Origin of the sequence: Enterococcus sp. AZ196 (assembly GCF_050498845.1) — a bacterium.
GTDB lineage: Bacteria > Bacillota > Bacilli > Lactobacillales > Enterococcaceae > Enterococcus_A > Enterococcus_A murrayae.
The window spans coordinates 236,543-262,595 of the sequence record NZ_JBIPAM010000001.1 but is presented as its reverse complement, the minus strand read 5'-3'; the positions used below and the strand labels follow the sequence as shown (position 1 = coordinate 262,595).

The window sequence follows — 26,053 nt, the reverse complement described above, 5'->3', positions numbered from 1 at the left end:
CCTTTTCGAGCGCTTACTATGAGAAACACACGGATTTTAAACCCGTTCACTACATAGGAATAAGGAGTTTTTTTATGCGAAAAAAAGATCGACACGAATTAATCAAGCAAATTATTTCAGACAATCCCATTAGAAACCAAAATGAATTAATGGATTACTTACAGCAGTATCAAGTATCAGCTACTCAAGCGACAATCTCGAGAGATATTCGTGATTTGAAAATCGTGAAAACAATTGACGAATCAGGCAAACCACGCTTTGAAATATTTCAAGAGCAACAAGTCCCTTCTGAGGATGATGATATCAAACGTTTGATTCGTATGACTAGCGATGTAATTATTAAGGTAGATACCGTTCAATTTATGACCATTGTCAGTACTCTACCCGACAACGCCCACTTGTTAGCTTCAGTCTTAGATGACCTTTCAAGCAACCTGATTGTCGCAACAATGGCGAGTTTTGATACAATTATTATCATTTCAAGAACACCTGAAGATGCACAATCAGTTACTGCTTTTTTACAAAATCCATCAACTATTTCCATTTTTAATTAGCAAAAAAACCGGAGAAGATTTCTCCGGTTTTTATTTACATTTTATTCGGCGCATGAACACCTAACAGTCGTAAGTCTTCTTTTAAGATGACTGTTACTGCATGAACCAATGCCAGTCGAGCGTTTTTCTGCTCATCATCCACTAAAATTTTCGCGTGGGCATAATATTTATTAAAAGCCTGAGCTAACTTGATCGAATGCTTTGCAATCACTGAAGGCTCATATTGATCTGCCGCCTGCATCACGACCTCAGGATAACTTTGAAGCAATTTGATGATCTCCCAGCTATCTGCATCATTCAGTGCATAATCTGTTTCATTTTCACCACTAAAGCCTGATTTTTCTAAAATAGTCATTGCACGAGCATGTGTATACTGAACATAAGGACCAGTTTCTCCTTCAAAGCGTACAACTTCTTCCAAACTAAAGTCAAAATTATTCAAACGATCATTTTTTAAATCGTGGAAGACTACTGCTCCGACGCCAACTTGATGAGCAACTTCTTCTTTATTTGGTAAATCAGGATTTTTTTCTTGGATTTGAGCGAATGCAGAGTCTTTTGCTTCGTTCAAAACTTCTTCCAATAAAACAATTTTTCCTTTACGTGTTGATAGTTTCTTACCATCTTTTGTAATCAAACCAAATGGTATGTGAATCATTTCGTCCGACCAATCGAAATCCATTTCTTTCAAAACAGCTTTTAACTGTTTAAAGTGTCCGCTTTGCTCATTCCCCACAACGTACAAAGATTTAACAAAATTATACTCGCGCTTACGATAAAGAGCTGCCGCTAAATCACGAGTAATGTATAATGTCGCACCGTCAGATTTCTTGATCAATGCAGGGTTCAATCCATATTTTTCAAGATCGACGATTTCAGCTCCTTCATTAGTTTGTAACAAATGTTTCTCTTCTAGCATTGTAACAACTTCATCCATCTTATCGTTATAGAAAGCTTCCCCATTATAAGAGTCAAAATCAATTTCCAACATACCATAGATTTTGTTGAACTCATTTAATGACTCGCTTCGGAACCATCTCCATAATTCTAAAGCTTCGGAATCATTTTCTTCTAATTTCTTAAACCAAGCACGTGCTTCATCATTTAGTTCTGGTTCTTCTTCAGCTTTTTCATGAAATTCCACATACAACCGTAACAGTTCGTTGATTGGCTCTGCTTTAACCTTTTCTTCAGATCCCCATTTTTTATAAGCCACAATCAATTTACCAAATTGGGTTCCCCAATCACCTAAATGGTTAATCTTAATTGGCTGATAACCTATTTTACTTAAGATCAGACTGATTGAATTACCAATCACTGTTGAGCGCAGGTGCCCCATTGAAATTGGTTTTGCAATGTTTGGCGAAGACATATCAATCGTCACATTGCCCTCATTTCCAATGCTGCTGTCACCGAAATGATTTTCTTCTTTAGCAATTTGTTTTAAAACCATGCTGGAAATCACTTCTTTTTTCATGAAAAAGTTCAAATATGGACCCACGACTTCAATTTTTTCAAATGCTGTTGGATCAATTTTTTCCGCTAATTCTGCAGCGATTTGCTGAGGTGCTTTACGAAATACTTTCGCTAAAGCAAATGCCGGAAATGCAACATCTCCATGGTCCACTGATTTAGGATTTTCCAGCAAACGTTCTACATCTGATAACGAAAGGTTTTCTTTTACTACTTCAAAAACAGCTTGTGCGACGATTTCTTTGTTATTCATCCAAATTTCCTCCCTATTTTATCCATCAATTCTGAGATTCAGACAATCGCTTTCCGAAAATAAATCTGATTCTCACTTCGCATACGTTTCTACTTATACAGCTAAGGCGAATGGCAAAATTCACAAAAAAAAGTCTCTGATGTACAAAATACATCAGAGACGAGAATTCCCGCGGTACCACTCTTATTGTCGTAAACGACCAACTTAGGCTATAACGGTAGCTGCCGATTCATCTCGAAAGTGCGCCCTCTATTTTTGTTTATTCGGCTCTCACCTACCCGAACTCGCTGAGAAACAGACCATAGACTTCTCTTTTTCATCGATGAATAATTATCTGGGATTCATATTAACAGAAAAATCTCCATCTGACTAGTCAAGTAAAGTATTTTATGCTTTCGGAATGAATAAATTTCCTAAAGTTACGGCCATCACGGCTTTGATTGTATGCATCCGGTTTTCAGCTTGTTGGAATTGCAAAGCATTTTTACCTCGGAAGACTTCATCAGTGACTTCCATTTCTTTCAATCCATATTTTTTCTTAGTCTCTTTCGCTACTTCTGTTTCAAGATCATGAAAAGCTGGTAAACAATGCAAAAAAATTGTTTCATTTTTTTGCGTTTTCATCATTAACTCTTGATTGACCTGATAGGGTAATAACAGTTCAATGCGTTCTTTGAAAGTCTCCTCTTCTCCCATTGATACCCATACGTCAGTATAAATAATATCCGCCTGAGCTACCCCTTGATCGATATCATCTGTAATTAAAACGTTTCCTTTTGATGCTTTTGCATATTCTTCAGCCATCACTATCAAATCGTTTTCTGGAAATAGTTTTTCCGGTGTCACGATTGAAATGTTTATACCTAAAATCGCACTGGTAATTAAAAGAGAATTAGCTACATTGTTTCTGCCATCACCAACATATGCTAATGTTAAGCCTTCTAATTTTCCAAAATGTTCTTTGATCGTCAAAAAGTCTGCTAGCATTTGTGTCGGGTGCCATTCATCAGTTAACCCATTCCATACTGGTACCCCTGAATACTCGGCTAAAGCTTCAACAGTTTTTTGAGAAAAGCCACGATACTCAATCCCATCAAACATACTTCCGAGAACCTTGGCCGTATCTTCTACAGATTCCTTTTTACCTAATTGAATATCATTTTTACCTAAATACTCAGGATGGGCTCCTAAATCAATTGCAGCCGTCGTAAAAGCTGCACGTGTACGAGTAGAGGTTTTTTCAAATAGTAATGCGATATTTTTTCCCGCTAAATATTTATGCGAAATATTCTGTTGCTTCAGATCTTTTAAATGTGCTGCAAAATCAATTAGATAAAGTAATTCTTCTTTTTTGAAATCATTCTCTTTTAAAAAGCTTTTCCCTTGAAAAATACTAGTCATTGTAATCCCTCCATCAAATGAATATTAATTCTTTTTTTGTCCAATTAATTCATTTTTATTCATAATAACTGAATAAAGAAAAAGTTTCAACTACAATTACAATTTTAATCAAAAAAACTTCCTCAATTTTTAAGGAAGTCACTAACCTATTTTTCTAAGGAAATATTTACGATAATTGCACCTTGAATTTTGATAAATTTCGAGTAATTTCTGAAAAAGCTCCTTCCATTCCCCAATTACCTATAAAAAAGGTCCAGACAAGTTAATGTCTCAGACCTTTAAACAACTATGTTTTCTTTAATTTTCGAACACGCAAAGTAACTAGATATTTGAGATCTTCCAAAGTTTTCTCAGAGATGACGTCTACAACAAACCAGTATCCACCCATCACAGGCTTACTTTCCTTAAATGTTTTTTGTACTTCTTCAGACATTGAAAAAATATTTTCTGATAGCTCTTCTTCAAAAAGTTCTGATACAACGACCATCATTCTCACATAGCCATCGCAAAGATAAATCGTACCGATATTGCCTCCATACTTTTTAGTCTTTAAATGCCAACCGCCAAACGATCCTTTTTCTTTTGAGTATTCAACTGAAAGTTTGGGCTGATACTCTTCAGTTAAATAGTCCAATATTTTTTTGAAATAAGTAGCCTCAGCAAATTCTTTCATGTCTTCTAATGTAGGTCTTTCTTCAAGCGAAAAGGCTTTTTGCCATTTTTTCTCCATCTCATCACATCCTTTTGCTCATTATAGCAAGAGGTTAAATGTGTTGAAAAGCTAAACTTGGTTTAGCGTTTAAACTCATATCCGCAAAATGGTGTTTCTGTAGTTCAACATGGGCAGCCGCTCCAATCATTGCTGCATTATCCCCGCACAACCGTAACGGTGGAACAATCAGTTTTACTTTTGGCAATTTAACATTCATTGTAGCAGACATTCCTTCGCGTAACCCTCGATTGGCTGCTACCCCACCAGCTATAACCAATTGTTTTACTGGATAAGCTTCACAGGCTTTGATCGTTTTTGTAACTAATACCTCAACGACACTTGCCTGAAAACTTGCGGCTAGATCTTTTTTATCTAATTCTTCTCCTCGTCGCTCAGCATTATGCGTTAGATTAATAAAGGCACTCTTTAAACCACTAAAACTAAAATCAAAATTATCCTCTTTAATCATTGCTCTTGGGAAATTATAAATATCCTTACCTTGGTGCGCCAATTCATCGATTTCTTTTCCACTAGGATAGCTTAATCCTAAAACACGTCCAACTTTATCGTAAGCCTCACCAGCAGCATCATCTCTGGTCTCACCAATAATTTCATAGGAACCATCTTCTGTCATATAGACTAACTCTGTGTGTCCGCCGCTAACTAACAAAGCCATCAAGGGAAATTCCAAGGGAGCAACCAAACGTGCTGCATAAATATGCCCAGCCATATGATTGATTGGCAATAGTGGCAACCCATTTGCCCAAGCAAAAGCCTTAGCGGCACTCAAGCCAATTAATAGTGCTCCGACTAGTCCAGGTCCATAAGTTACCGCAACTGCTTGAAGGTCTTCGGCAGTCACATTCGCTTCAGCTAACGCTTCTTCAATACAAATCGTGATCTGTTCAACATGGTGCCGACTCGCAACTTCAGGAACAACTCCCCCAAAACGTTTATGACTTTTGATTTGCGACGCAACTATATTAGACAAAATCTTCTCTCCATTTTCAACTACTGCGACACTCGTCTCGTCACAACTGCTTTCGATTGCCAAAATAAGTTCTGTTTCATTCATTTGCGTTACCTACTTTCAAAGACATCATTATAGCATCCTCTTGAGGGTGCTGATAATAATTTTTTCTTGTTCCGATTACTTGAAAACCAAACTTTTCATAAAAAAGACGCGCCTCTTGATTCGAAGCACGTACTTCTAAAAAAATACTCACTATTTTCTGCGATTCAGCATGCTTGATTAGGCGCTTCATTAATTTTTTTCCATAACCATGACCTTTATCTTTTGTTGCAATATTAGTGATTTCTATCTCATCACAAACTTGATGGAATCCTAAGAAAGCAACAACTTCCGATGTTTCGGTAAAATAATGACTATGAGATTGTCTCATATCACTAGCAAATTGATCAGCAGTCCAAGAAGCGCCATCAGTATAAGCGGCTTGACTGATCTCCCAAAATTTCCTTGCCAAATTTTCCAACTTATCCCACTTCCAAACGTTTGATCATGTCTAAAGCATCTTCATTATTCTCAGTATAATAATTTTTGCGAATATTCCGAGCTGAGAAACCCAGTCTTCGATATAAACGTTGAGCATCCGTATTACTAAGTCGTACTTCTAATGACAGAGTTTCACAATCGTTCATTATAGCGAATTTTTCTACTTCGTCAATCAATAGCTTGCCAATACCTCGATTTTGAAAATTCGTTCCCACCGCGATATTAGTGATGTGCGTATCATTTCCAATCAAACGACTACCAATAAAACCCGCAATTTCCTCTTTCTTGGTTACAATACAAATATATAAATGGGGGATAGGGGAATGTATTTCTGATAGAAAAGCACTTTTCGTCCAAGGAGTTTCACCAAAGTAAACATCGCGTTCTAGTGTAATCAACTCTTTAATGTCTTGGTCAATGATTTTTCTTAATAAATATTCTTCATCACTTAAACTTACATACTTTGCACTAAAGGGATACTGTTTCCCATACAATATCGTTTTTACTAGACCGCTAAATTTTTTCAACATAATTTTCGTCCTCTAGTTGATGTGTTTCCAGCCACTTCTCTTCAGCCTCTACACGTTTTAAATATTCTGGCACTACAGCATGAACATTCTCAATCGGTTCCGCGAGAAATCCTAATTTTCCTAAGACTATCCCGTTTGGCAAGTTTAGTTCGTCTGCTTCTGAAATCAATGCAGTTAATTGAGTTGATTCAATCTGTTCTTTGAATTTGCTTGCGTCTCCGATAAACCAAGCGGGTTCTTTAATCTGATCTAATAAATTAGTTAATGAAATGTGTTGATCTGCTAATTCAGTTACTAACTGTTGGTTTTCCCAGCGATAGACTCCTGCATATACATTATTCCTACGTGCATCCATCAACGGAACAATTAATTTACTTGTACGGATATTTCCGGCAATTACAGCTAAGCTAGAAACCGCAGTTAACTCGATTTTTAATGTCTCAGCCAGTGTTTTCGCAGTTGTTACAGCAATTCGGATACCCGTATATGATCCTGGCCCTTTTGCTACGACGATTCGATCCAAATCAGTTGACTTCAGCCCACTGGCTTCCATCACAGATTCGATTGCTGGCATTAGTGTTAAGCTATGATTCATTTTTCGATTTAATTGAAAGTGAGCCAACACTTTCTCGTCCTCTAAAACAGCTACAGCTAACGTTTGATTGGATGTATCTATCGCTAATAATTTCATAAAAGTTCATTTCCTCGCATTTAAGATAGCAATATTTTAACACAAACCATATTTGCTTTCCTACTAACTGTTTAACAATTTCTGATTTCATTAATTGGTAGCAAAAAAGAGCAGCAAAATAGGCTGCTCCAATTTATTTGGATGACTCCCGCTGAATTAGTTTCGTTCCCAGCATGATTTTTCTTGGAACTGGCGAAAATTCTTTAGCCAATTCCAAAATTGTTAGGATTGCTAATTCGCCCATCCACTCAGTTTCAACTTTTATCGTTGATAACGCCGGTGACACATACTTTGCCACACTGACATCGTTAAATCCCACCACTGAGATATCTTCTGGAATTCGTAGACCGGCAGCTTGAATCGCTTGCATTGCACCTACAGCTAATGCGTCGCTTGACGCGAATAAGGCATTTGGAAGCTCGTGGGCATTGGTTAAAAAATCTGCCATTACTTTTTTACCTGCTTCCATAGAAAAGGGTGCCGTCATGGTAAGCTCTGGTCGATATAGATTGATTTGTTTCATCTTAAGCTTAAAAGCAATAAGTCGGGGATCCTCAATAGGCTGCAAATTGTGTTTTGTTTTTTCTTCACCTGAAAGAATTCCGATTTTTTGATGTCCCTGCCTAATAAAATGGTCAATTACTAGATCCAGACTTTGATCAAAATCAACCACTAATGAATTTAGTCCCATATTCATTCCATCGAAGTCAACCAAAAGTAAATTTTCATCAATATGTTTCAATTGACGAATTTGTTCTGCATCAAACTTTCCTAGAGCAATCGTTCCACTAACTTGAGTATCCGACAACTCGGTTAATGATTCACGACGAATCTGGATGTTAAACTCTTCAGCTTTTTTTTCGATTCCTAAACGTATTGATAAATAGTATAAATCAGCTAATTCTTCTGCTTCATCATACCATTGAACCAGACGAATCACCGCTCTGCCGATTTTATTGGCACGTTTGTGCTTTGTATAGTTCAACTCCTCCGCCACTTCAAAAATACGTTGCTTTGTTTCCTGGGCGACGGATAATTCTTGATCATAATTCAACACACGTGAAACCGTAGCAGGTGAAACTCCTGCCATTTTTGCAATATCTCGAATAGTTGCCATCGCTGCCCCTTTCTACAAAGACTCAATAAAGCGCATGAAACCTGACTGACCCTTCGCATTTCGCTTGAAAACTCCGGCATCTTCCAATACACGCGCAAAAACAGATCCCACTGCTTTTTGAACAATTTGTGTCACATTTTCACTCGTAATTTGATTATCATTCTTCAATTGATTTGCCCATTTCATATGATAATCCGCAATAGTATTTTCTTCATCTAATAAATACCTTTCGACCTCTTTTAGTTCGCTTTTCAAGCGTGGAGGTAAAACAGCCAGACCCATCACCTCGATCAAGCCGATATTCTCTTTCTTGATATGCTGCACATCAGGATGTGGATGGAAGATACCATCAGGAAACTCTTCAGAAACATTATTGTCACGTAAAACAAGATCCATTTCAAAAAGATCATTCTTTCGACGAGCAATTGGTGTAATCGTATGATGCGGCGTTCCATCTTCAGATCGAGCAACGATTTGTAACTTTACGTCTGAATATGATTGCCATTTTTCAAAAATCATATTTGAGGCTTTAACTAAATCCTTTTGGCTCTTTCCTTGCAATCGAATCACTGACATCGGCCATTTCACTATACCTGCTTGAATAGTAGGATAGTCTTTTAACTCGAAAGTTCGTTCCATCTCTGCTACAGCCATTGGGAAAACGTGGCGCCCTCCTTGATAATGATCATGAGAAAGGATAGAACCTCCAACAATCGGCAAGTCTGCATTTGATCCGACAAAATAATGCGGCAAAACTTCAATAATTTTCAATAATCGTTGGAACGTTGCTCTTGTGATTTTCATCGGGCGATGCTCTTCCGATAAAATAATACAATGTTCGTCATAGTATGCATATGGAGAATACTGAAATCCCCAGCTTTCTCCATCAAGGTTCATTCGAATAATTCGATGATTTGTCCGTGCTGGATAGTTCAATCGCCCTTTATAGCCTTCATTCTCCATACACAGCATACATTTAGGATAATCCACTTTCACCGCTTGGCGTTCTGCCGCGATTTGTTTAGGATCTTTTTCAGGTTTAGATAAGTTGATCGTGATCTCTAAATCTCCATATTCAGTTTCAGCGGGGAAGATAATGTTGCGGGCAATTTCTCGTGTTCTAATGTAATCGTTGGCTCTGCTCAAATGAAAGAAGTAGTCTGTTGCTTGTTCTGGATCTTTAGAATAGTACTGAGCAAAATAGGCATTGACTACTGACGGGGGCGGCGTCATTAAATCCATCAGCTGCGCTTCTAAAATATCTTTTTCCGCTTGCAAATCAGTGATTACTTTATTATTTTCCGCTTTTATCAAAAGCTGTTCTACTAAATCTACTGCACTCTCAGTAACTTCGCGAACTTCAGCTTTAGCTAAAGAATCCTCTCCAACCATGGCAATGACTCGATTTTCTAAGTATAAGCGATCCATTTCCATCCAACCTCCTGACTGAATGGATAATGTGATAAAATCCCTTATCGTTTGACTGATTGACACGCTATTTCCCCCTAGTCTTCATATCCATGTGGATGACTAACATGCCAATTCCACGCTGTCTCAATGATTGCTTTAATATCCGTATACTCAGGTTTCCATCCCAATGCTTCTTCAACTTTTTTGCTTGAAGCAACTAAACGGCTTGGGTCACCCGCACGCCGCGGTCCAACTTCTGCAGCAATCTCTTTACCGGTTACTTCTTTGGCAGCATCTAGCATCTCTTTCACTGAGTAACCGCTATTTGAACCGAGATTAAAGAAGTTACTTGGATTTCCTGCCTTTAAATATTCTAAAGCAAGAATGTGAGCAGCTGCTAAATCTTCTACTTGGACATAGTCACGAATACATGTACCGTCAGGTGTATCATAATCGTCACCAAAAATAGTCAAATGATCTCTTTGTCCCAAAGCAACTTGCAAAATGATAGGTATTAAATGGGTTTCTGGATCATGGTCTTCTCCAATACTTGCATCTTTCTTTGCACCCGCAACATTAAAATAGCGTAAAGCTACATAGCGCATACCATAGGCATTGTCACACCACTTCATCATTTTTTCCATCATTAATTTGCTCTCACCATATGGATTTGTCGGATTTGTAGCAACTTCTTCTGTAATAGGGGAAACACCCGGTTCACCATAAGTCGCGGCTGTTGAAGAAAAAACAATATTCTTCACATCAAACTCTTCCATGACTTCTAGTAAACTCTCCATACCTGTTACATTATTATTGAAATATTTTAGTGGTTTTTCTACTGATTCTCCTACTAATGAGCTGGCTGCAAAATGCACGACACCTTCAATTGTTTCCTTTTTAAAAACCTCTATCATAAAAGCCTTATCTCGACAATCCCCTTCATAAAATCTTGCATCAGGATGAATTGCTTTACGATGCCCTGTTAATAAATTATCGACTACGACTACATCATAATTCTGTGAAATCAATTTATCGACCGTATGAGAACCAATGTAGCCTGCTCCCCCTAGAACTAAAATTGCCATTTAATCTACTCCTGTCATATCTATTTTATTTAGTAAACAAATTATAATTTGTTTACTAAATAAAAGCAAGCCCATTTCCATTCATTAAACTTTTCATTTTTGCGTTTTTGCTTCATAATGAAGGAAACAATAAAAAAGGTATACAGCTCGTAAAGCAAACATAAATTTTATGTTGCTCAGAAAGACTAACTATATAGAGTCAAGTGAAAAATAGCTAAATAAAAAAAATATTTTATAACAATTAAGTCTAAAAATGAGTGCAACAAATAGACCTTCCACTATTAGATTTTTTTTGATTGTTCAATAGCTAATCGGAAACAATCTTATAAGGTTCATTTTTAGTCAAAATAGCATGGATTACATAACAAAGCTTACGAGAAACAGCACCTAAGGCCGTCAGATGATGCTTACCTTCAGAAATTTTTTTCTGATAAAACGCGCGAAAAACAGGATCACATTGAGAAGCAACCAGAGCAGCTGAAAACAGGGCTTTTCGTAAGTAAGGAGATCCACGCTTGCTCATAACATTATGTGTTGCTTCATATTGCCCCGATTGGGACACAGAAGCGTCTATGCCAGCATAAGCAACCAGTTTTTTCGGATTAGAAAATTTGTGAATGTCTCCAATTTCACCAAGAATAGTCGCGCCATTTATGGGACCGATTCCAGGGATTGTGAGAATAACGGAGTCTAAATCGCTCATTATGCGCTTAATTTCTTTTTCAGTCTCCTTTACTTGGCTTTCGATGAATTTCAATTGTTCAATCATGGAGCGTAATTGAAATGTAAAAGCTTCTTGAGCAAATTTTACTCCAAAGGAGTTAGAAGCTGCTTGCTTCAATTGATCTGCTTTCTCTGGCTTTATTCGGTTTCTGCTTAACTCAGCTAAATATTGAGCCAACGTTTCTGCCGAAATTTCTTCTAGCTCTACAGGAGAACTAAACTCAAGCAATAACTCTTTAGACGCTTTTCCGAAAATACTTTGTTTGGTAAAAATTGATGTATATTCAGGAAACACTTGATCTAGTATAGTTATGATTTTTCGTTTGAAGTCGCTTACGGTACCTACTAAATAGGTTCGGTAACGTGAAAGTTGTTTTAACGAAAAAACATTTTCATCAGACAATACTGTTTCTACAAAGGAACCATAACGCATTAAGTCTGCAATCAAAACAGAATCAATAATATCATTTTTTCGTTTTCTGATTTCTGTTCCTTTGCGCCAGCCATCGGTTTGAAGAGGATTCACAACGTGAATCAAAAAGTCTGATTCGTGGAGGTATGAAAAGATAGAGAGCCAATAATGCCCTGTAGCCTCCATTCCGACAACAAAGTCAGCCGGAGTCTCTGAATATTTTGAAATCCGCTCAATCAGTGAGTCAGCTCCTTCAGTAGTGTTAGGGAAAGAAAAACCTTTTAATATTACCTTACCTTCTTTACTCATTAAAGAAGCTACGTGGGTTCGCTTGCCGATATCAATTCCTAAGAAGTACATGCATTTGACCTTTCTAAAAAAATATTTTGGATTGAAATCCACTCAACTGAAAAGCGTCACTACCTTGTACGAGATACGGAGTAAAGCAAAAACTTTCAACATCTAACTCATACGTGATCCACTTATCAGAGAGAGGTGCCAGTCTTTCGATTACGAGCTTCAAAAACTCAAGGAGTAAACGGCATAGCCTCTCAATCCAATAAATATATTATCTCAAAATGAATGAGTTAATACCAAATTTAAATAACGATGGTTCATAGGGTTATCCAATCAAAACCGGAAGGTTAAAACCCTAACTCTAATATACAAGGAGTGATGAAACGATGCGTAAATTTGCCTCAGGATTCGTTACAGGTACTTTAACTGCAGCTGTAGTAGTTGCTGGTGTGGTGATGGGTGTGAAAAAGAAAGTAATTGACCCAATTGATGAAAAAGAATCAAAAATCGATGAAAATCGTAAAAAAGCTCGCAGAAAAAGAATCGCACGATAAAAAAGAAAGCCAAAGGGCTTTCTTTTTTATCGATAAATTGTATTAACGATTTGATTGGCTAAATAAAAGACACGATCATTGCTTTTTGGTCTTGGCGAAGCGGCATTCAGCCAATCCAGACCCTCAAGCGGTATTCCATAGCAATAAATATGTTGGAGCACAACACCAGTTTGATCTATCACTTGATGTGTCTTACGAGCGACTCGAATGGCTCCTGTAAAATGTTCGCTGCCATCAACAGTCAAGCTGTGTGAAGATAAATAGCCTTTTTTACGCATTTGGATCACTAAAGGATTTTTCGTACGTTTCAAGCTAGTAGCAGGCAAACGAGCTTCGATCAAATTTTTCGCCCTAAAAGAATGACGCGAATTCCTTTTACTATAGGCCAAAAATTCTCCATTAACTCTTTTGATGTCCATTTCTGGTGCTAAAAATTTAATGACTCCTGCTTCAATTAAAGCCAACAATTGTTTTTGCCTAACGACAGGAGCACCGATCGTCAAAAAACTATAATTGCGATTAAAGGAGCCAAAGAAATCCTCAAAGTATTCTTTAGTCGTAAATTTCTCATTATCTAACATAAAATTAAACGGTTCCTGCAACTCCTTATAGGTATCAATCGCTGAAGCAATCGGCCCCGTGACATTTCCCCGTTCAGCTTCAACAATGTCCTTTTTCAAATAGCTTTGAATGAAATCCGGAAAATCTTTGGGCAATATTTCTTTTGCCGGATCAAAAAGTTCTGTCCAATCTAAACGTAATTCGTCAGAGATTTGATATTTAGACAGGACGACCTCTCGTTCACCTTTTCGATACTCTTCTAAAAAACCACTTAAATCAATCTCTGTATTCGCCAGCTTTTTTTGATAATATACTAGTTCAGCTTCCTTTTTTAATAAATCAAATAAATTATCTGCAGTTCCTCTAAAATGCTCCATAAACGTTTCCGTTAAAATTTGCGGCTGAGCATCTTCTCCGGGCTTTTTTTGATTATTCGGACGAGCATGATAAGGTAATCCTCTTCCTGAACCAACAACTAAGAGCTGCTCTTTTCCAGAGGGGGCATATACTAAACAATTATCCTCTTCGATGAATTTCCCACCCCATTTAGCAACAAAAAGTGCAATATAATCAAAGAAACTTAGTCCTAAACCGCGAAGTATTACAGTCTCCCCCTCAATTAATTGATCCAGTCGAGTATCAGAAGGGTTTCCTGGTCCTTGATAAAAAAGATTATGTTCTTCGGCATATTTTTGCTGTTTATTTTCAGTTTCATTCAGATAGTTTGCAGAATGACCCGTCGCTAAAATTACATCATCTACTTGAAAATTCTTGGTAGTTTTAATTAAAATCTCTTTTTCCGTTACAGTTAGATCAATAACCTGCTCTTCTATCAAATCGACAGTAACATTCGCTGGCAGATTTTTCATCAGCTCATCAAAAAACCAGCATTGGTAAATGCCATAATAACGGCGCTGACAATAATCATTTTTTCCTAATTTGGTCTCCTCAGAAAAAAATTCTCCATGATTTAATGAAGACAAATAGTTAGGCGCCACCGTCTGATTCCATTCGGCAAGATTCGGCCCTTCATCTTTGGAAAAAAGTGTTACATGCTGCATAACGGTATTCATAATAACTTGATTGCTTTGATCTTTACGCCAGATATTTCCACCTGGTCCATCTGGGTCAAAAAGCAATATTTCAATTTTCTCACTTAATGAAGATTGCTTAATTAACCTATCTAGGACAATCAGTCCGTATGGTCCTGCTCCAATAATTGCAATTTTTTTCATACACATTCCTCATTTTTTTGATAATTTCGTCTCTTTAAGAGTAGAGAATAATTAGGGAATAAGCAATCAAAAAAAGCTTCCAATGATTAAATTCATCGGAAGCAAAAAATTATTTTAGTACCCAACGCTCAAAAGCTTCTTTCACACCGTCTTCCAAGTTTGTCGCTACGGTATAATCTGCAGTGGCTTTGATTGTCTCACTCGCATTCCCCATCGCTACACCAGTGCCAGCAAACTCGATCATCGATAAATCATTTTCCGCATCCCCAATTGCCATTACCTCTGATTGATGTATTCCAAGATGTTCACTCAATTCTTTCAGAGCCAAACCTTTACTAGCATTAGGATTTAGTACCTCTAAGAAAAATGGTGTGCTGCGAACAATCGTATATCGTTCAAAATAAGCAGCTGGAATTTTTTTGAACGCTTCGCCTAGAATTGCTGGATCATCAATCATCATCATCTTAACTGGCGACACCTCTGCAGCAATTTCCTCTGGTGTTCGAAAATGCAGCGGCATGTTGACTAAATAGGATTCCAAAATTGTATAAGGGCTGATATCTCGATTAGCTGTATACATCGCCTGCTTGTCTGCAATGTGCAAATGAACATCTAACAAACGAGCCAGATGGTCGATCTCTAAATAGTTTTCTCTCGTCAAACTATGTTCCGCTACAATCTCCCATGTTTTCGTATTCAAAACTAAAGCCCCGTTGTAAGTAATGATATAATCGTCTTCAGCATCTAATCCTAGCACCTCTAATTGTGATTTAGTCCCTGATAACGGACGTCCCGTAGAAAGAACTACATAGACACCGGCTTTGCGAGCCTCCTTAATGCAATCAATCACAGGCTGGTTGATCTCATGATGATCATTTAATAGTGTTCCATCTAGATCAATGGCAACTAACTTTATACTCATATAATTCTCCTAGTTCTTCTTTATTTTCTTACAGAAAAGTGCTGTTTTGCTTTTCTCTTTATCGCTAATCTGTTCAATGATAGGCATTTGTTTCATTGTATAGCACTCTGTAAAAGTTTACAGCTTCCATAATAAGCGCAATTTAATATTCCGTCAATTTAACAAAATCGCAGCTCTCTCTTGATATAAAAAAATAAAAACGGCCGGACATTTATCCAGCCGCCAAAAAATTAATCGTTTTTTTTCTGTTTCACTTTTCCAGTCCATTCTTGCATACCACCTTTAAGAATGTACAAATCTTTATACCCTTTTTTACGTAACATGTTTGCAGCGCGGGCACTAACCGCTTTATTATGATCATAGATGTAGATCGGTTGATCTTTTCGCAAAGAGCCAAATGTTTCTTTCAGCATACTGAACGGAAAACTACGCGCTCCTAAAATATGCTTTGCATTGAACTCATCTCGTTCGCGAACATCAATAATCTGAGCCTTGCGCATCCCTGCTTGAAATTCTTCCTGAGAAATAATTTTTGCAGAACGCCTCATCATGATTCGGACTATCAGCTCATACAAAGCAAATAGTGCGATTACCGATATTAGTACAATATTAATTTTCCACCAAATTGACATAGCTTGATTCCTCTCTTACTTTTAATCTATTTAGCTAAAGAAGCGGCACCGATAACACCAGCTTCATTTCCTAATTCTGCTAGCTTGATTTTTGTACTCTCCCGTACCTGTGGAAAAGTAAATTCTTTAAAGTAATTTTCAACACGGCTACGTAAAAATTCACCAGCCGCTGATACGCCGCCGCCAATAATAATTGAGGATGGATTTAACGTATTTCCGATATTTCCGCAAGCTAGTCCTAAATAGAAAGTCACTTTATCAACAACCATTAAAGCCAGGTCATCCCCGTCAACCTCTGCTAGTTCAAAAACGTCTTTGCTTGTAATGTCTTCTCCATTGTCTAAACGAGCCTTTAATTTTGAGCCGCCTGCATACTCTTCTGCCAGTTGACGTGCAACTCGAACGACTCCGGTTGCACTGGCTACTGTTTCTAGACAGCCACGTTTGCCACAGGTACATTCAAAACCGTTTGGATCAACTGTTACATGTCCGATTTCACCAGCACAACCCGCTATACCATGCAGCAATTGACCATTCATTACGATTCCTCCGCCAACACCTGTCCCTAAGGTCATAAAGACTACATCTGGCTCATTGTCGCCAGCACCTTTCCAGCGTTCGCCTAAAGCAGCTACATTGGCATCATTATCAATACTAAATTTGATTTTCGTTCCTTTTTCAATCTCGCTTTTGACTTGCTGTAACGTCGTCCAATTCAGATTATAGGCTCCAATGACTGTTCCTGCCTCAACATCGACACTACCGGGAGTCCCCATACCAATACCCATAAACTGTTCAGGTTTCATATCATATAGAGATAAGTGATGATTAATCGAATCAATAATATCTGGCACAATATGTGAACCATCATCTAAAATGTTCGTCTCAATACTCCACTTTTGCTGAATTTCACCTGTTTCAGTCAAAATAGCAAATTTCACGGTTGTCCCGCCTAAGTCAATACCTAATAATTTTTTATCCACTCTAGTCACCTTCTCGACTTTCTTCAATGTGATGTTCTCGTTTTAAAATGCCCCAGCCTTGCAGATAAGTATCTCGATCAATCACACGGCTCTCATACAAATTTTTCAATTCAATCTGCATCAACTCGATGTCATATATTCGTTTTCCAACATAAATATAAATACCAAACTGTTTTAATAGCTGCTGCACATCATATAAACTTTCCATCAAACCACATCCCCAGTATTATACAGAAAAATTTTTCTTTTTTATAGCCTATTCTTTATTTCCTAGTCCATTTTTTAAAAAAGTACACTAATCCACTCTATATTCTATAATATTGTTCCATCCGTCGCAAATTGAATCAGCTAGACATCTAGAAATGTCGCTAGATTCATTTCTCTTTTTCAATTATAGAGAGTAAAATCATCATGTAACTCACATTATTTAGGTAGCAATTTCGAAAAAAGCTTAAGCTCTATTAAAGCTCACTTCTTTCTATTTTTGTATGTTAACAATAGTGAAAAGCCGATTGTAACTCACTAAAAACATCCTATGCTTTATTTCATGAATAATTCGTTTAAAAAAAATTTCTTAATACTAGAGCATCGTTTATTAAAAAAAGTGGACATTTTCGTCCGCAGCTATTGTTACAAACTAAATTTTCTTAAACCGAATAAGACAAAAAGCACGATTGCAAAGATAAAAAATAATCCAGCGGTAATCCGTGCACGAGTAGTAAAGCGATCCTGAGAATGAGGAACTGCCAATGTCCAGCCAGACAACGCCCCACCAACAATGCCACCTAAATGCCCCCAGATATCGATTGTTGAGTCAAACATTCCGAAAGCTAAATTCAGTAAAATGAACAACGCAAATTGTCTAGTCAATGCTTGAACTGCTCCATTATCACGATAGTGGAGACCAACTACCAAGAATGCTCCAAATAGACCAAAGATTGCTGTGCTGGCACCGCCAGATAAAGTAGTTGGTTGATTGAAAGCAAAACTCGCAAAATTTCCCATCACACCACTTAATAAATAGATGATCGCGAACCGCCAATGACCAAAAATAGCTTCACATTGCTGTCCCATATAATAAAGGACGACACCATTTAATGCGAAATGCATCAAGCCAAAATGAATAAACATCGGTGTGATAAAGCGCCAATACTGATGGTGCCAAATAACTGATGGTGCGAACATACCTAATTGATTTTCAATTGATAACCCAGGCAATAAGTATTGCATCAAGAAAACAATTGTATTAATTGCAAAAAATGTATACATCACATAAGGCTTATCTTTTCTCATATATCCACCTCTTTCAAATTTTTAATCGTTCATGCTTCATTTACACTGCTCAAGAAAGAAATAATTGCTGAACCGGCTGATCGAATTCTTCTGTTTGCCATTCCTCCATCAATTGTTCAGCAAAAACAAAGCTGCAGGTCCTCCCTTTATAATCTGCTAAAAACCGATCATAATACCCACCGCCAAAACCAATACGATAGCCAGCTCTATTAAAAACTAAACCCGGAACAACCAATAGATCCAACTCATCAGACGTTGCCGTATCTTCAATCATAGGTTCCTCAACGCCAAATTTTGTAGTATAAAAATCTGTTTTATGATTGATCCAATGAAAAACCATCTCACCTTTTGGTAATGATTTAGGTACAGCTATCTTCTTACCAGCCGCAAAAGCACATTGAATCAACGGTGATGTTGGGAACTCGAATTGAGTCGCCATCGTCACACCAATAGAAGCAGATTCTTTCCACGCCTTACTTTTAAAAAAATTGGCGAGAATAAGCTCAACTTGAACTTGCCTTTCTCCGTTATTAGCTATCTTTTGCAGTCTGTTTATCGCCAGCTGTCGAAGCTTTTCTTTCTCCATTCATTCACCTTCTTATCTAGAAATACTAACAAAATTGAAACAGAATAAAAAGGGGATTACTCCCCTTTAACAAAATCACTAGAAATTTGTCGAGCAATAGCCAAACCAGCGATAGCATTAAAATGCAAATGGTCTCCGCTATCAAAAGTCCTTTTCAAGCATCCTTGTGTCCCTTCAACGATTGTCGAAAAATCCCATAAGTCATCAAAGTTTCTGATTAACCAAGTATTGATTTCTTTTCGCAGTACTTCTTTTGCTTCATTCATTTCTAAATATCCTAAGCAAGGGGTTAACGTACACAGTTGATAAGCAACATTGTATCTCTCGCATAATTGAATCATCTTTTCTATTTCTACTTGAAAACTTTCCAATGTGAGCTCGCCATTGATTAAGTCATTTATACCAATAAATAGTATGACCTTTTCAACATTGCAATGACTGTTCAAACAATTTTTCAAGCGCTGTACACCACTATAGCCGTAAAAAAAATTTTGTGAATCTTTAGTCGATATATCGCTATTCGATTTTAGCAGACAGCTGCCGTTGATACCCTGGTTGACCAAATAAATATTTTGTTTACGCAGGCTCCTCTGTAATGGTGCTGTCCAAGTTGCTCCTTCAGTTAAGGAGTCACCGAATGCTACTACACATTGTCCCGTGATTTCAGCTTCAATTGCCATCAATCCCGAACAAAAATCCATTTCTCTAGCTCCCGTGAAAATATCAGCATCTTCATAGGAAAAGCCGCTCTCACTTGTAGATACATGGAAACAAATTTGCCATTTTTCTGCCTTAGGATCAATTAAAATGGATGCTGTTTTAACAATTTCTCCTGGATCTATAGAAAAATCTGGAATCATTTCACGTTTTTCATTTGTTTTAAAAGAGAGATTTTGAATTTTTTGTTTTTGAGTTCCATACTCATTCTTGAAAACCAAACGAATTTTTTTTGCTGGGACAATTTGCCGCAACGTTAATTGTACAGTTCCCTTTGAAGCACAATGATGCGCAATTCCTCTTTGCGCATGACTCCATACTGTCGTCCACCCCATCTGATTCTTCCTCATTTCTAATTATTTTTTTTTCAACAGCAACAAAACAAAGTATGGTGCACCAATCAATGAAACAATAATACCCGCAGCCATTTCACCATTCGGCAAGATTACTCTAGCTAAAATATCACTAAACAATAATAAGATTCCGCCAATAATGGCCGTCATCACTAACGTTTGATTATTCTTACGACCTGTTATTTGACGAGCGATGTGGGGGGCAATCAAGCCGATAAAACTGATACTGCCAGCAATTGAAACACTTACTGCTGCTAAGCAGACCGCACAAGCTAAAAAGAACAGCTGCGTTTGCTTCAATTTTATACCTAACCCAACAGCCACTTCATCGCCCAACTCCAGTACTTCCAATGATCGGCCTCGTAGTAAGATTAAGGGCAACAGGCAGATCATCCATGGTAATAGCAGCAAAACATGTTGTTGGGTCGTCCCCCATATTGTCCCAGCAAGCCAGGCTGTTACAAATTGATAATTATCCTTAGAAACCCGAATAGTCCCCATTAATGTTAAGGCCGAGATCCCAGCATTCAGCGCAACACCAGCTAAAAGCAGTCGATTAGGTGTGAGCCGTTCAGACTGACGCCCAAAATAATAAACCAGTCCGGTCGCAATAAAACTACCTGCACAAGCGATCAACGGCAAATACCAGCTACTTTCTCCCGAAGCAAAAAAACCTAAGTAGACTAAAACCGTCAATCCCGCTCCTGCATTGATCCCCAAAATTCCGGGATCGGCTAAATCATTGTGTGTGATTGTTTGAAAGAGATAACCAGATACCGCTAACCCCATACCTGCCATTATAGAAACCAGTAGTCGTGGAAAACGAAAATCAAAAACGATCAATTGCTGACTACTAGTTGCAGTTTTTTGAAACACTCGCAGCAAATCATTTAAAGACAATGGGATCGTGCCAACAATAAGACTAAGGATTATTCCAATAATCAGCAGAAGAAGCAAAATTAACCAACCAATTTTTTTCCTCATAAGCTTCCCTTTCTAATCTGCAAAAGTAAAAATGGCACACCAATGATCGTAATAATCACTCCAGCTGGTGTTTCTAAAGGTGGTGCGACTAGTCTAGAAGCAATATCAGCTACAACAAAAAATAAAGCACCAAATATTCCTGAAGCTGGAATCACAAAACGATAATCATGCCCAACAAAAAAACGGACCACGTGAGGAACAATCAACCCCAGAAAGCTGATAGTTCCAACCAACGCCACCGAGCTTCCTGCTAACAATAAGACAAGAAACAAACTCAATTGACGAATTCGACTGGGATTTTTTCCTAGTGAAGTCGCCGTATCTTCTCCTAAACTCAGTAAAGTTATTTGCGGACTAATCAAGCAAGCACCGATAATTCCTAAACCAATCAACGGAAAAATGACTTGCAGTTGATTCCAAGAAAGATTGGCTGTTCCACCAACAAACCAAAAAGTCATGTCTTGATTCAAGTTGAATAGTAACCCAATACTTTGGCTAACAGCCGTAAAGAAAGAGCTTAATGCTGCTCCCAATAAAACAATCCGAACTGGAGATAAACCAAAAGAAACTTTGGTAGAAACCAAATAAATCAGCAAAATCGAAACCAATGCTCCTATAAATGAACCAAATACCCCCGCACCTGGAGAAGGATTGGCATTCAATGCAAATACTACAGCAAGACCCAACCCTGCTCCAGAATTGATTCCTAGCAGACCTGAATCAGCAATGGGGTTGGAAGTGATTCCTTGGATCAAAGCCCCAGATATCGCAAAAGCAGCACCAACCAGAACAGCACCCAACATTCGCGGCAACCGTAAATAACGGATTAACTGCTGACCCTGACTAGCAGGGTCAAAAGCCAGTACAGCCTTGGAGACATCTCCCCACTTACTCGTAACCGCTCCATATCTTAAGGATAAAATCATTGCTGCTATAAGTAATACCACAACAATTGGAAAAAAATATGTTCGTTTAGTCATTTATTAGTGCTCCTTCACTAAATCATACGCAACAACTAAGGGTTTATCCGTATCAGGGAATGTAGCAAAAGTCGCTTGGATATCAAACAAGTTTAATAACTTATCTGCTGTAAAAATTTCCTTTGGTGATCCCTGAAAAATCAGCTCACCCTTTTTCATCCCTAGTAAGTAATCGGAAAAACGTGACGCGTGGTTCAAATCATGAATCGTCATCAGGATAGTTTTCCCCTGTCGATTGATCTCTTGTAGCAACTCCAAGATCTCCAATTGATGCGCTGGATCTAAGAAAGTAATGGGCTCATCCAAAATTAAAATATCTGTATCCTGTGCCAGCGCCATTGCAATCCAAACTCGTTGTTGTTGCCCACCGGATAACGTTGTCAGTGTGCGTTCTTTTAATCCCTGCAAATTCGTAGCTTCCAAAGCCCATTGAATCAATTGATGGTCATGTTCTTTTAAACCTGAAAAGCCTTTTTGATAAGGAAATCGTCCATATGATACAATTTCTTCAACAGTCAATCCATTTACTGGATTACTTGTTTGTGATAGCGAAGCAATTTTTTGAGCGACTGCTTTAGTATCCAAACGTTGAACATTCTCATCATTAATAAGAACTTCTCCTTGAGCCGGCTCAAGAATCCGAGCTAAAGCTTTCAGTAAAGTCGACTTTCCACTACCATTTGGACCAATTAAACTAGTGATTTGTCCTTCGGGAATTTCTACTGTGATGTCTTTCACAACTATTTTTTTATCGTATCCAATTGAAAGATCGGCCGTAGTTAATTTTGTCATAGACCTTCCCCTTTTCTCTGATAATCGTTCTCAATTATGACCTTCTTTATCATCATCGTCAACCATTGATGAAAGAAAACTCACTGTTGACACTCTTTTCTCTTTCGGTAATAATATTAATTGAGAACATTTCTCAATTAATTCTGAAGGAGTTTTTTTATGTTTAAAAAAATAGCTTTAAGTACGACTTTTCTGATAGCGCTTTTTAGCTTAGTAGCTTGTGGACAAAGCAGTGAAAGTAAAGATAATGATCTTCGAACCCTGACCGACGCCCAAGACCACAAAGTCGATATTCCTGAAAAGCCTAAGCGAATCATCGCCTCATACTTAGAGGATTATTTAGTCGCCTTAGATGAAAAACCAGTTGCCCAATGGACAGTCGGCGAGGGAAAAATACAAAATTATTTACAAGATGAACTAAAAGGTACTCCAACAATCAATTACGATCTGCCTTACGAAGATGTTCTAAAATTTGAACCTGATCTATTATTAATCGGCTCAAATGGCTCTCTTGAAGGTGGCAAATACAAAGAGTATTCTAAAATCGCACCTACCTATGTTGTTAAAAATGGCGATAATGTTACTTGGCGTGATCAGCTAGAAGACGTTGGAAAAGTTTTAGGCAAAGAAGAACAAGCCAAAGATGTCGAAAAGGACTATGATCAACTAATTGAAAAGACCAAAAAAGATTTAAAAGACAAAATCAAAGGCAAGTCTGCTGTTGTTTTATGGGTAACGAATAATTCTGCGTTTATGGTGGCAGATACTCGCTCTAACGGTCAACTGCTTTATCAGGAGCTAGGCTTTGAAGTTCCACAATTAACTAAAGAAATCAGTAAAAAGGCAACTGCCGATTTCTCACAAGTTTCTTTAGAGAGTCTGTCGCAGCTTGATGCAGATTATATTTTCCTAGTTAACAGTGATTCTGGTGCTGCAATGTTTAAAGATCCTTTATGGAGTAATATTCCAGCGGTGAAAAATAAACATTTGTATGAATTTGACGGTAACTCAAGCTGGTTATACAATGGACCAATCGCTTATACCAAAATGGTCGAAAATATCCAGGATGTTTTAAAATAAAAAATGCCGATCTGATCGAGTACTCCTTCAACAGAAGTTGTCTCAATCAGACGGCATTTTACTTTTTGCTGCGACGTGTACGCTTAGCCGCTGTGACCTCTTCTTTTTTGGCTAAGAATTTCAATCGATAAGGTTCATGATAACGAACCCCCTCCTTAACAAAGTCTCCACCAACAATAAATAATCCTATCGGTCGTAACGGCTCTTTTTGACGAATCCTACCAATGGTTTCCAATTCACGATAATTTTTTCCTATCTGTAGCTGATAGGTCGCAGAATCTATCTGTTTCACATAGTAATAGGGATACAGCGTATTTTCATCGATCAAGAACCCTTCTTGCTTCGTTATATCTCGAGTAGTAATTTCTTTTCCGTCTATTAGAGCCTGAATGTTTTCAACTAATTTTAATTGATAATCTTCATTGAATTCAACAGGTATTTCCTGAGCCTGTTCGAAAACTTTCTTTGCTTTTTTGGCTTTTTCATTTTGGATATTGAAAGCATCATCAGGTAAATATTTAACAAAAAGCTGCGTAATATCTCCTTTTAAGTTTTTGTCTAAAAAATAATAAAAGAAATTTAAGACAATGAAATAAACCAACCCAATAAAAACTAAACTATAGATCACTAATTGCAGATAATTTTGATTGAGCCACAGACCGTATACAATTCTTAAAATGTATACAGTTGGTATTATGCTTAACAACGTATACGCTCTATTCGAATATTTTGGACTAATATCTAAAAAGCCTAAAAATTTATTTAGTCCATTAATAATATCTAATAGCAGAGTCATTGACTATCACCTTCCTCTGAGCCTATCGGTCCATTCGCCGGCTGTTGCTGCTGTGTCGGAGTTGTTTGAGATTCCTCTGTTGAAGATGAAGGCACCTCGGAAGTAGTAGAAATTGAAGATTGCGTTTCCTCCATTCGATTGTCTCCGTTCGTACTGTCCACGATGTTCTCATTTCTTTCAGGTTCTTCTATTTCTGATTGTTCATTGATTGTACTTGTCTCACTAGTAATACTATTTAAATCACGAGAAGAATCGTTAGTGCCAGTAGTACTTGATTCTGTCGTCGGTGTCGTAGCCTTCACTTGACGATAGCTAGAATTATTTAAAATTCCCGATGTCGTAGCAATTAATATTGACAATGTTAGCAGTGCAATCGGCTTCAAAATCGGTGGAACTTTGCGCATCTAATCCTTCCTTTCCATAATTGATTTGTTTAATAACTAGTTTTATCATTGTAAAGTTAGCTTTTGTTTAGGATTCTGTGAAGATTTTATGTAGATTTCTGAAAAAGTTGTGCAAGTTTCTCTGAGTAATAAAAAAAGCCAGCAATCAAATTTGATTGCTGACTCGTAGTTGCGATTATTTTACTTCTTTATGCAAAGTAACTTTGCGTTCGCGTGGGCAATATTTCATTTTTTCCAAACGATCAGGATTGTTACGTTTGTTTTTATTTGTTAGGTAGTTACGTTCTTTACAAGAAGTACATTCTAAAGTGATATTTACGCGCATGATTTTCCCTCCCTTGTAAAAACAAGTTTTCCAAGATATTTCTCAGACTTTGATATCATATCATGTTTTTATTTTCTTGACCAGTCTTTTTATCAAATTCGTTAAGTAATTCTACTTGACGATTTTAGAGATATGTTTCAATGTCCTGCGCAATATCTTCGGGCTTAGTTTGTGACGCATAGCGTTTTACCACGTTTCCTTCGCGATCGATCAAGAATTTTGTGAAATTCCATTTGATTGCTTTGTTAAGTAAACCACCTTGCGCACTCTTCAAATAACTGTAAAGCGGATCTTCATTTTCTCCATTAACATCGATCTTAGCAAAAGTTTGAAATGTCGTATGATATTTCAACTGACAAAATTCTGCAACTTCTACATCAGTACCAGGAGCTTGATTTCCAAATTGGTTGCAAGGAAAATCAAGAATTTCAAATCCTTTGTCTTTATACTGATTATATAAATTTTGTAATCCTTCATATTGTGGCGTAAATCCACATCCAGTTGCGGTATTGACGATCAAGATGACTTCTCCCTGATAATCTGATAAAGACTTTTCGGCTCCATCTGTTTGTTTCACTTTAAAATCGTATACTGACATACTTAGCTCTCCTTTTCATATAAACGTATTCATTCTCTTTGGAAAATCGCGTATTTTTCCTATGCTGTCAAAGTGATCCAATCCAAT

The 26,053-nt window shown here is 37.5% G+C and carries 29 protein-coding genes; 3 read left to right on the top strand and 26 right to left on the bottom strand.

Translation table 11 applies throughout. From position 1 onward, the window contains the following. Positions 1-74: 74 nt before the first annotated feature. Positions 75-554, top strand: coding sequence for an arginine repressor (locus IGI67_RS01260; RefSeq protein ID WP_429956499.1), 480 nt, complete (start codon positions 75-77; stop codon positions 552-554). 34 nt (positions 555-588) lie between these two features. Here the strand turns inward: IGI67_RS01260 and argS are convergent, their stop codons facing one another. The 11 genes from argS to IGI67_RS01205 form a co-directional block, all read right to left on the bottom strand. Further along, positions 589-2,280 (bottom strand): arginine--tRNA ligase, encoded by a 1,692-nt coding sequence (gene argS / locus IGI67_RS01255; RefSeq protein WP_429956498.1) that lies wholly within the window; start codon positions 2,278-2,280, stop codon positions 589-591. A 387-nt stretch (positions 2,281-2,667) separates the two neighbouring features. Further along, positions 2,668-3,681, bottom strand: coding sequence for an ornithine carbamoyltransferase (argF, locus tag IGI67_RS01250; RefSeq protein ID WP_429956497.1), 1,014 nt, complete (start codon positions 3,679-3,681; stop codon positions 2,668-2,670). A gap of 286 nt (positions 3,682-3,967) precedes the next feature. Beyond that, positions 3,968-4,411, bottom strand: a complete 444-nt coding sequence (locus IGI67_RS01245; RefSeq protein ID WP_207109858.1) for a DUF3788 family protein — start codon at positions 4,409-4,411, stop codon at positions 3,968-3,970. A 34-nt stretch (positions 4,412-4,445) separates the two neighbouring features. Beyond that, positions 4,446-5,468, bottom strand: coding sequence for a tRNA (adenosine(37)-N6)-threonylcarbamoyltransferase complex transferase subunit TsaD (gene tsaD, locus IGI67_RS01240; RefSeq protein ID WP_429956496.1), 1,023 nt, complete (start codon positions 5,466-5,468; stop codon positions 4,446-4,448). Then, entirely contained in the window at positions 5,461-5,886 is a 426-nt protein-coding gene (gene rimI, locus IGI67_RS01235) for a ribosomal protein S18-alanine N-acetyltransferase (RefSeq protein WP_429956495.1), read from the bottom strand. The genes tsaD and rimI (IGI67_RS01235) overlap by 8 nt, the downstream gene beginning before the upstream one ends. 1 nt (position 5,887) lies before the next feature. After that, positions 5,888-6,436, bottom strand: a complete 549-nt coding sequence (gene rimI / locus IGI67_RS01230; RefSeq protein WP_429956494.1) for a ribosomal protein S18-alanine N-acetyltransferase — start codon at positions 6,434-6,436, stop codon at positions 5,888-5,890. Further along, on the bottom strand, positions 6,420-7,127 hold the full coding sequence (gene tsaB / locus IGI67_RS01225; protein WP_429956493.1) for a tRNA (adenosine(37)-N6)-threonylcarbamoyltransferase complex dimerization subunit type 1 TsaB: 708 nt from the start codon (positions 7,125-7,127) through the stop codon (positions 6,420-6,422). The genes rimI (IGI67_RS01230) and tsaB overlap by 17 nt, the downstream gene beginning before the upstream one ends. A 133-nt stretch (positions 7,128-7,260) precedes the next feature. Continuing rightward, a complete protein-coding gene (locus tag IGI67_RS01220; RefSeq protein ID WP_429956492.1) occupies positions 7,261-8,244 on the bottom strand; it encodes a LacI family DNA-binding transcriptional regulator in 984 nt (327 codons plus the stop codon). A gap of 12 nt (positions 8,245-8,256) precedes the next feature. Then, positions 8,257-9,738, bottom strand: coding sequence for a UDP-glucose--hexose-1-phosphate uridylyltransferase (galT, locus tag IGI67_RS01215; RefSeq protein WP_429956491.1), 1,482 nt, complete (start codon positions 9,736-9,738; stop codon positions 8,257-8,259). An 11-nt stretch (positions 9,739-9,749) separates the two neighbouring features. Continuing rightward, positions 9,750-10,739, bottom strand: a complete 990-nt coding sequence (galE, locus tag IGI67_RS01210; RefSeq protein WP_429956490.1) for a UDP-glucose 4-epimerase GalE — start codon at positions 10,737-10,739, stop codon at positions 9,750-9,752. Positions 10,740-11,046: 307 nt separating this feature from the next. Then, positions 11,047-12,234 carry an IS110 family transposase gene (locus IGI67_RS01205; RefSeq protein WP_429956489.1) on the bottom strand — a complete coding sequence of 396 codons (1,188 nt, stop codon included), beginning with the start codon at positions 12,232-12,234 and terminating at the stop codon, positions 11,047-11,049. 323 nt (positions 12,235-12,557) lie between these two features. On the opposite strand from IGI67_RS01205, the gene IGI67_RS01200 reads away from it, so the two are divergent. Continuing rightward, on the top strand, positions 12,558-12,725 hold the full coding sequence (locus IGI67_RS01200; protein ID WP_429956488.1) for a DUF3042 family protein: 168 nt from the start codon (positions 12,558-12,560) through the stop codon (positions 12,723-12,725). A gap of 26 nt (positions 12,726-12,751) precedes the next feature. On the opposite strand, the gene IGI67_RS01195 is transcribed toward IGI67_RS01200, so the two are convergent. The 11 genes from IGI67_RS01195 to IGI67_RS01145 form a co-directional block, all read right to left on the bottom strand. Continuing rightward, the gene (locus IGI67_RS01195; protein WP_429956487.1) at positions 12,752-14,521 is read right to left on the bottom strand and encodes an FAD/NAD(P)-binding protein; all 1,770 of its coding nucleotides are present in this window, start codon (positions 14,519-14,521) and stop codon (positions 12,752-12,754) included. 109 nt (positions 14,522-14,630) lie between these two features. Then, a complete protein-coding gene (gene yidA / locus IGI67_RS01190; RefSeq protein WP_429956486.1) occupies positions 14,631-15,443 on the bottom strand; it encodes a sugar-phosphatase in 813 nt (270 codons plus the stop codon). Positions 15,444-15,673: 230 nt separating this feature from the next. Next, the gene (locus IGI67_RS01185) at positions 15,674-16,075 is read right to left on the bottom strand and encodes a rhodanese-like domain-containing protein (RefSeq protein WP_207109847.1); all 402 of its coding nucleotides are present in this window, start codon (positions 16,073-16,075) and stop codon (positions 15,674-15,676) included. A gap of 26 nt (positions 16,076-16,101) precedes the next feature. Beyond that, positions 16,102-17,058, bottom strand: a complete 957-nt coding sequence (locus IGI67_RS01180) for an ROK family glucokinase (RefSeq protein WP_207109846.1) — start codon at positions 17,056-17,058, stop codon at positions 16,102-16,104. 1 nt (position 17,059) lies between these two features. After that, positions 17,060-17,266 (bottom strand): YqgQ family protein, encoded by a 207-nt coding sequence (locus IGI67_RS01175; protein ID WP_207109845.1) that lies wholly within the window; start codon positions 17,264-17,266, stop codon positions 17,060-17,062. Between the two features lie 422 nt (positions 17,267-17,688). Next, positions 17,689-18,351 (bottom strand): rhomboid family intramembrane serine protease, encoded by a 663-nt coding sequence (locus tag IGI67_RS01170; RefSeq protein ID WP_429956485.1) that lies wholly within the window; start codon positions 18,349-18,351, stop codon positions 17,689-17,691. A 49-nt stretch (positions 18,352-18,400) separates the two neighbouring features. Next, positions 18,401-18,937, bottom strand: coding sequence for a 5-formyltetrahydrofolate cyclo-ligase (locus IGI67_RS01165; protein ID WP_429956484.1), 537 nt, complete (start codon positions 18,935-18,937; stop codon positions 18,401-18,403). A 56-nt stretch (positions 18,938-18,993) separates the two neighbouring features. Further along, positions 18,994-19,989, bottom strand: a complete 996-nt coding sequence (locus tag IGI67_RS01160; protein ID WP_429956483.1) for a GDSL-type esterase/lipase family protein — start codon at positions 19,987-19,989, stop codon at positions 18,994-18,996. Positions 19,990-20,010: 21 nt separating this feature from the next. Then, positions 20,011-20,991 (bottom strand): FecCD family ABC transporter permease, encoded by a 981-nt coding sequence (locus IGI67_RS01155; RefSeq protein WP_429956482.1) that lies wholly within the window; start codon positions 20,989-20,991, stop codon positions 20,011-20,013. Continuing rightward, positions 20,988-21,971, bottom strand: coding sequence for a FecCD family ABC transporter permease (locus tag IGI67_RS01150; protein ID WP_207109840.1), 984 nt, complete (start codon positions 21,969-21,971; stop codon positions 20,988-20,990). The genes IGI67_RS01155 and IGI67_RS01150 overlap by 4 nt, the downstream gene beginning before the upstream one ends. Positions 21,972-21,974: 3 nt before the next feature. Beyond that, positions 21,975-22,763 (bottom strand): ABC transporter ATP-binding protein, encoded by a 789-nt coding sequence (locus IGI67_RS01145; RefSeq protein WP_429956481.1) that lies wholly within the window; start codon positions 22,761-22,763, stop codon positions 21,975-21,977. Between the two features lie 159 nt (positions 22,764-22,922). Here IGI67_RS01145 and IGI67_RS01140 point away from each other — a divergent pair, with 159 nt between their 5' ends. Further along, positions 22,923-23,843 carry an ABC transporter substrate-binding protein gene (locus IGI67_RS01140; protein WP_429956480.1) on the top strand — a complete coding sequence of 307 codons (921 nt, stop codon included), beginning with the start codon at positions 22,923-22,925 and terminating at the stop codon, positions 23,841-23,843. Between the two features lie 58 nt (positions 23,844-23,901). Here IGI67_RS01140 and IGI67_RS01135 read toward each other — a convergent pair whose 3' ends face one another. From IGI67_RS01135 to IGI67_RS01120, 4 genes are all read right to left on the bottom strand, one after another. Further along, positions 23,902-24,639 (bottom strand): DUF6681 family protein, encoded by a 738-nt coding sequence (locus IGI67_RS01135; protein ID WP_207109837.1) that lies wholly within the window; start codon positions 24,637-24,639, stop codon positions 23,902-23,904. Continuing rightward, complete coding sequence (locus IGI67_RS01130; RefSeq protein WP_207109836.1) at positions 24,636-25,043, bottom strand: hypothetical protein; 408 nt, start codon at positions 25,041-25,043, stop codon at positions 24,636-24,638. Before IGI67_RS01130 ends, IGI67_RS01135 begins: the two co-directional genes overlap by 4 nt. Positions 25,044-25,218: 175 nt before the next feature. Beyond that, positions 25,219-25,368: a 50S ribosomal protein L33 gene (gene rpmG / locus IGI67_RS01125; RefSeq protein ID WP_010740369.1), complete on the bottom strand. Its 150-nt coding sequence runs from the start codon at positions 25,366-25,368 to the stop codon at positions 25,219-25,221. A 124-nt stretch (positions 25,369-25,492) separates the two neighbouring features. Further along, the gene (locus IGI67_RS01120; RefSeq protein ID WP_429956479.1) at positions 25,493-25,966 is read right to left on the bottom strand and encodes a glutathione peroxidase; all 474 of its coding nucleotides are present in this window, start codon (positions 25,964-25,966) and stop codon (positions 25,493-25,495) included. Positions 25,967-26,053 lie beyond the last annotated feature (87 nt).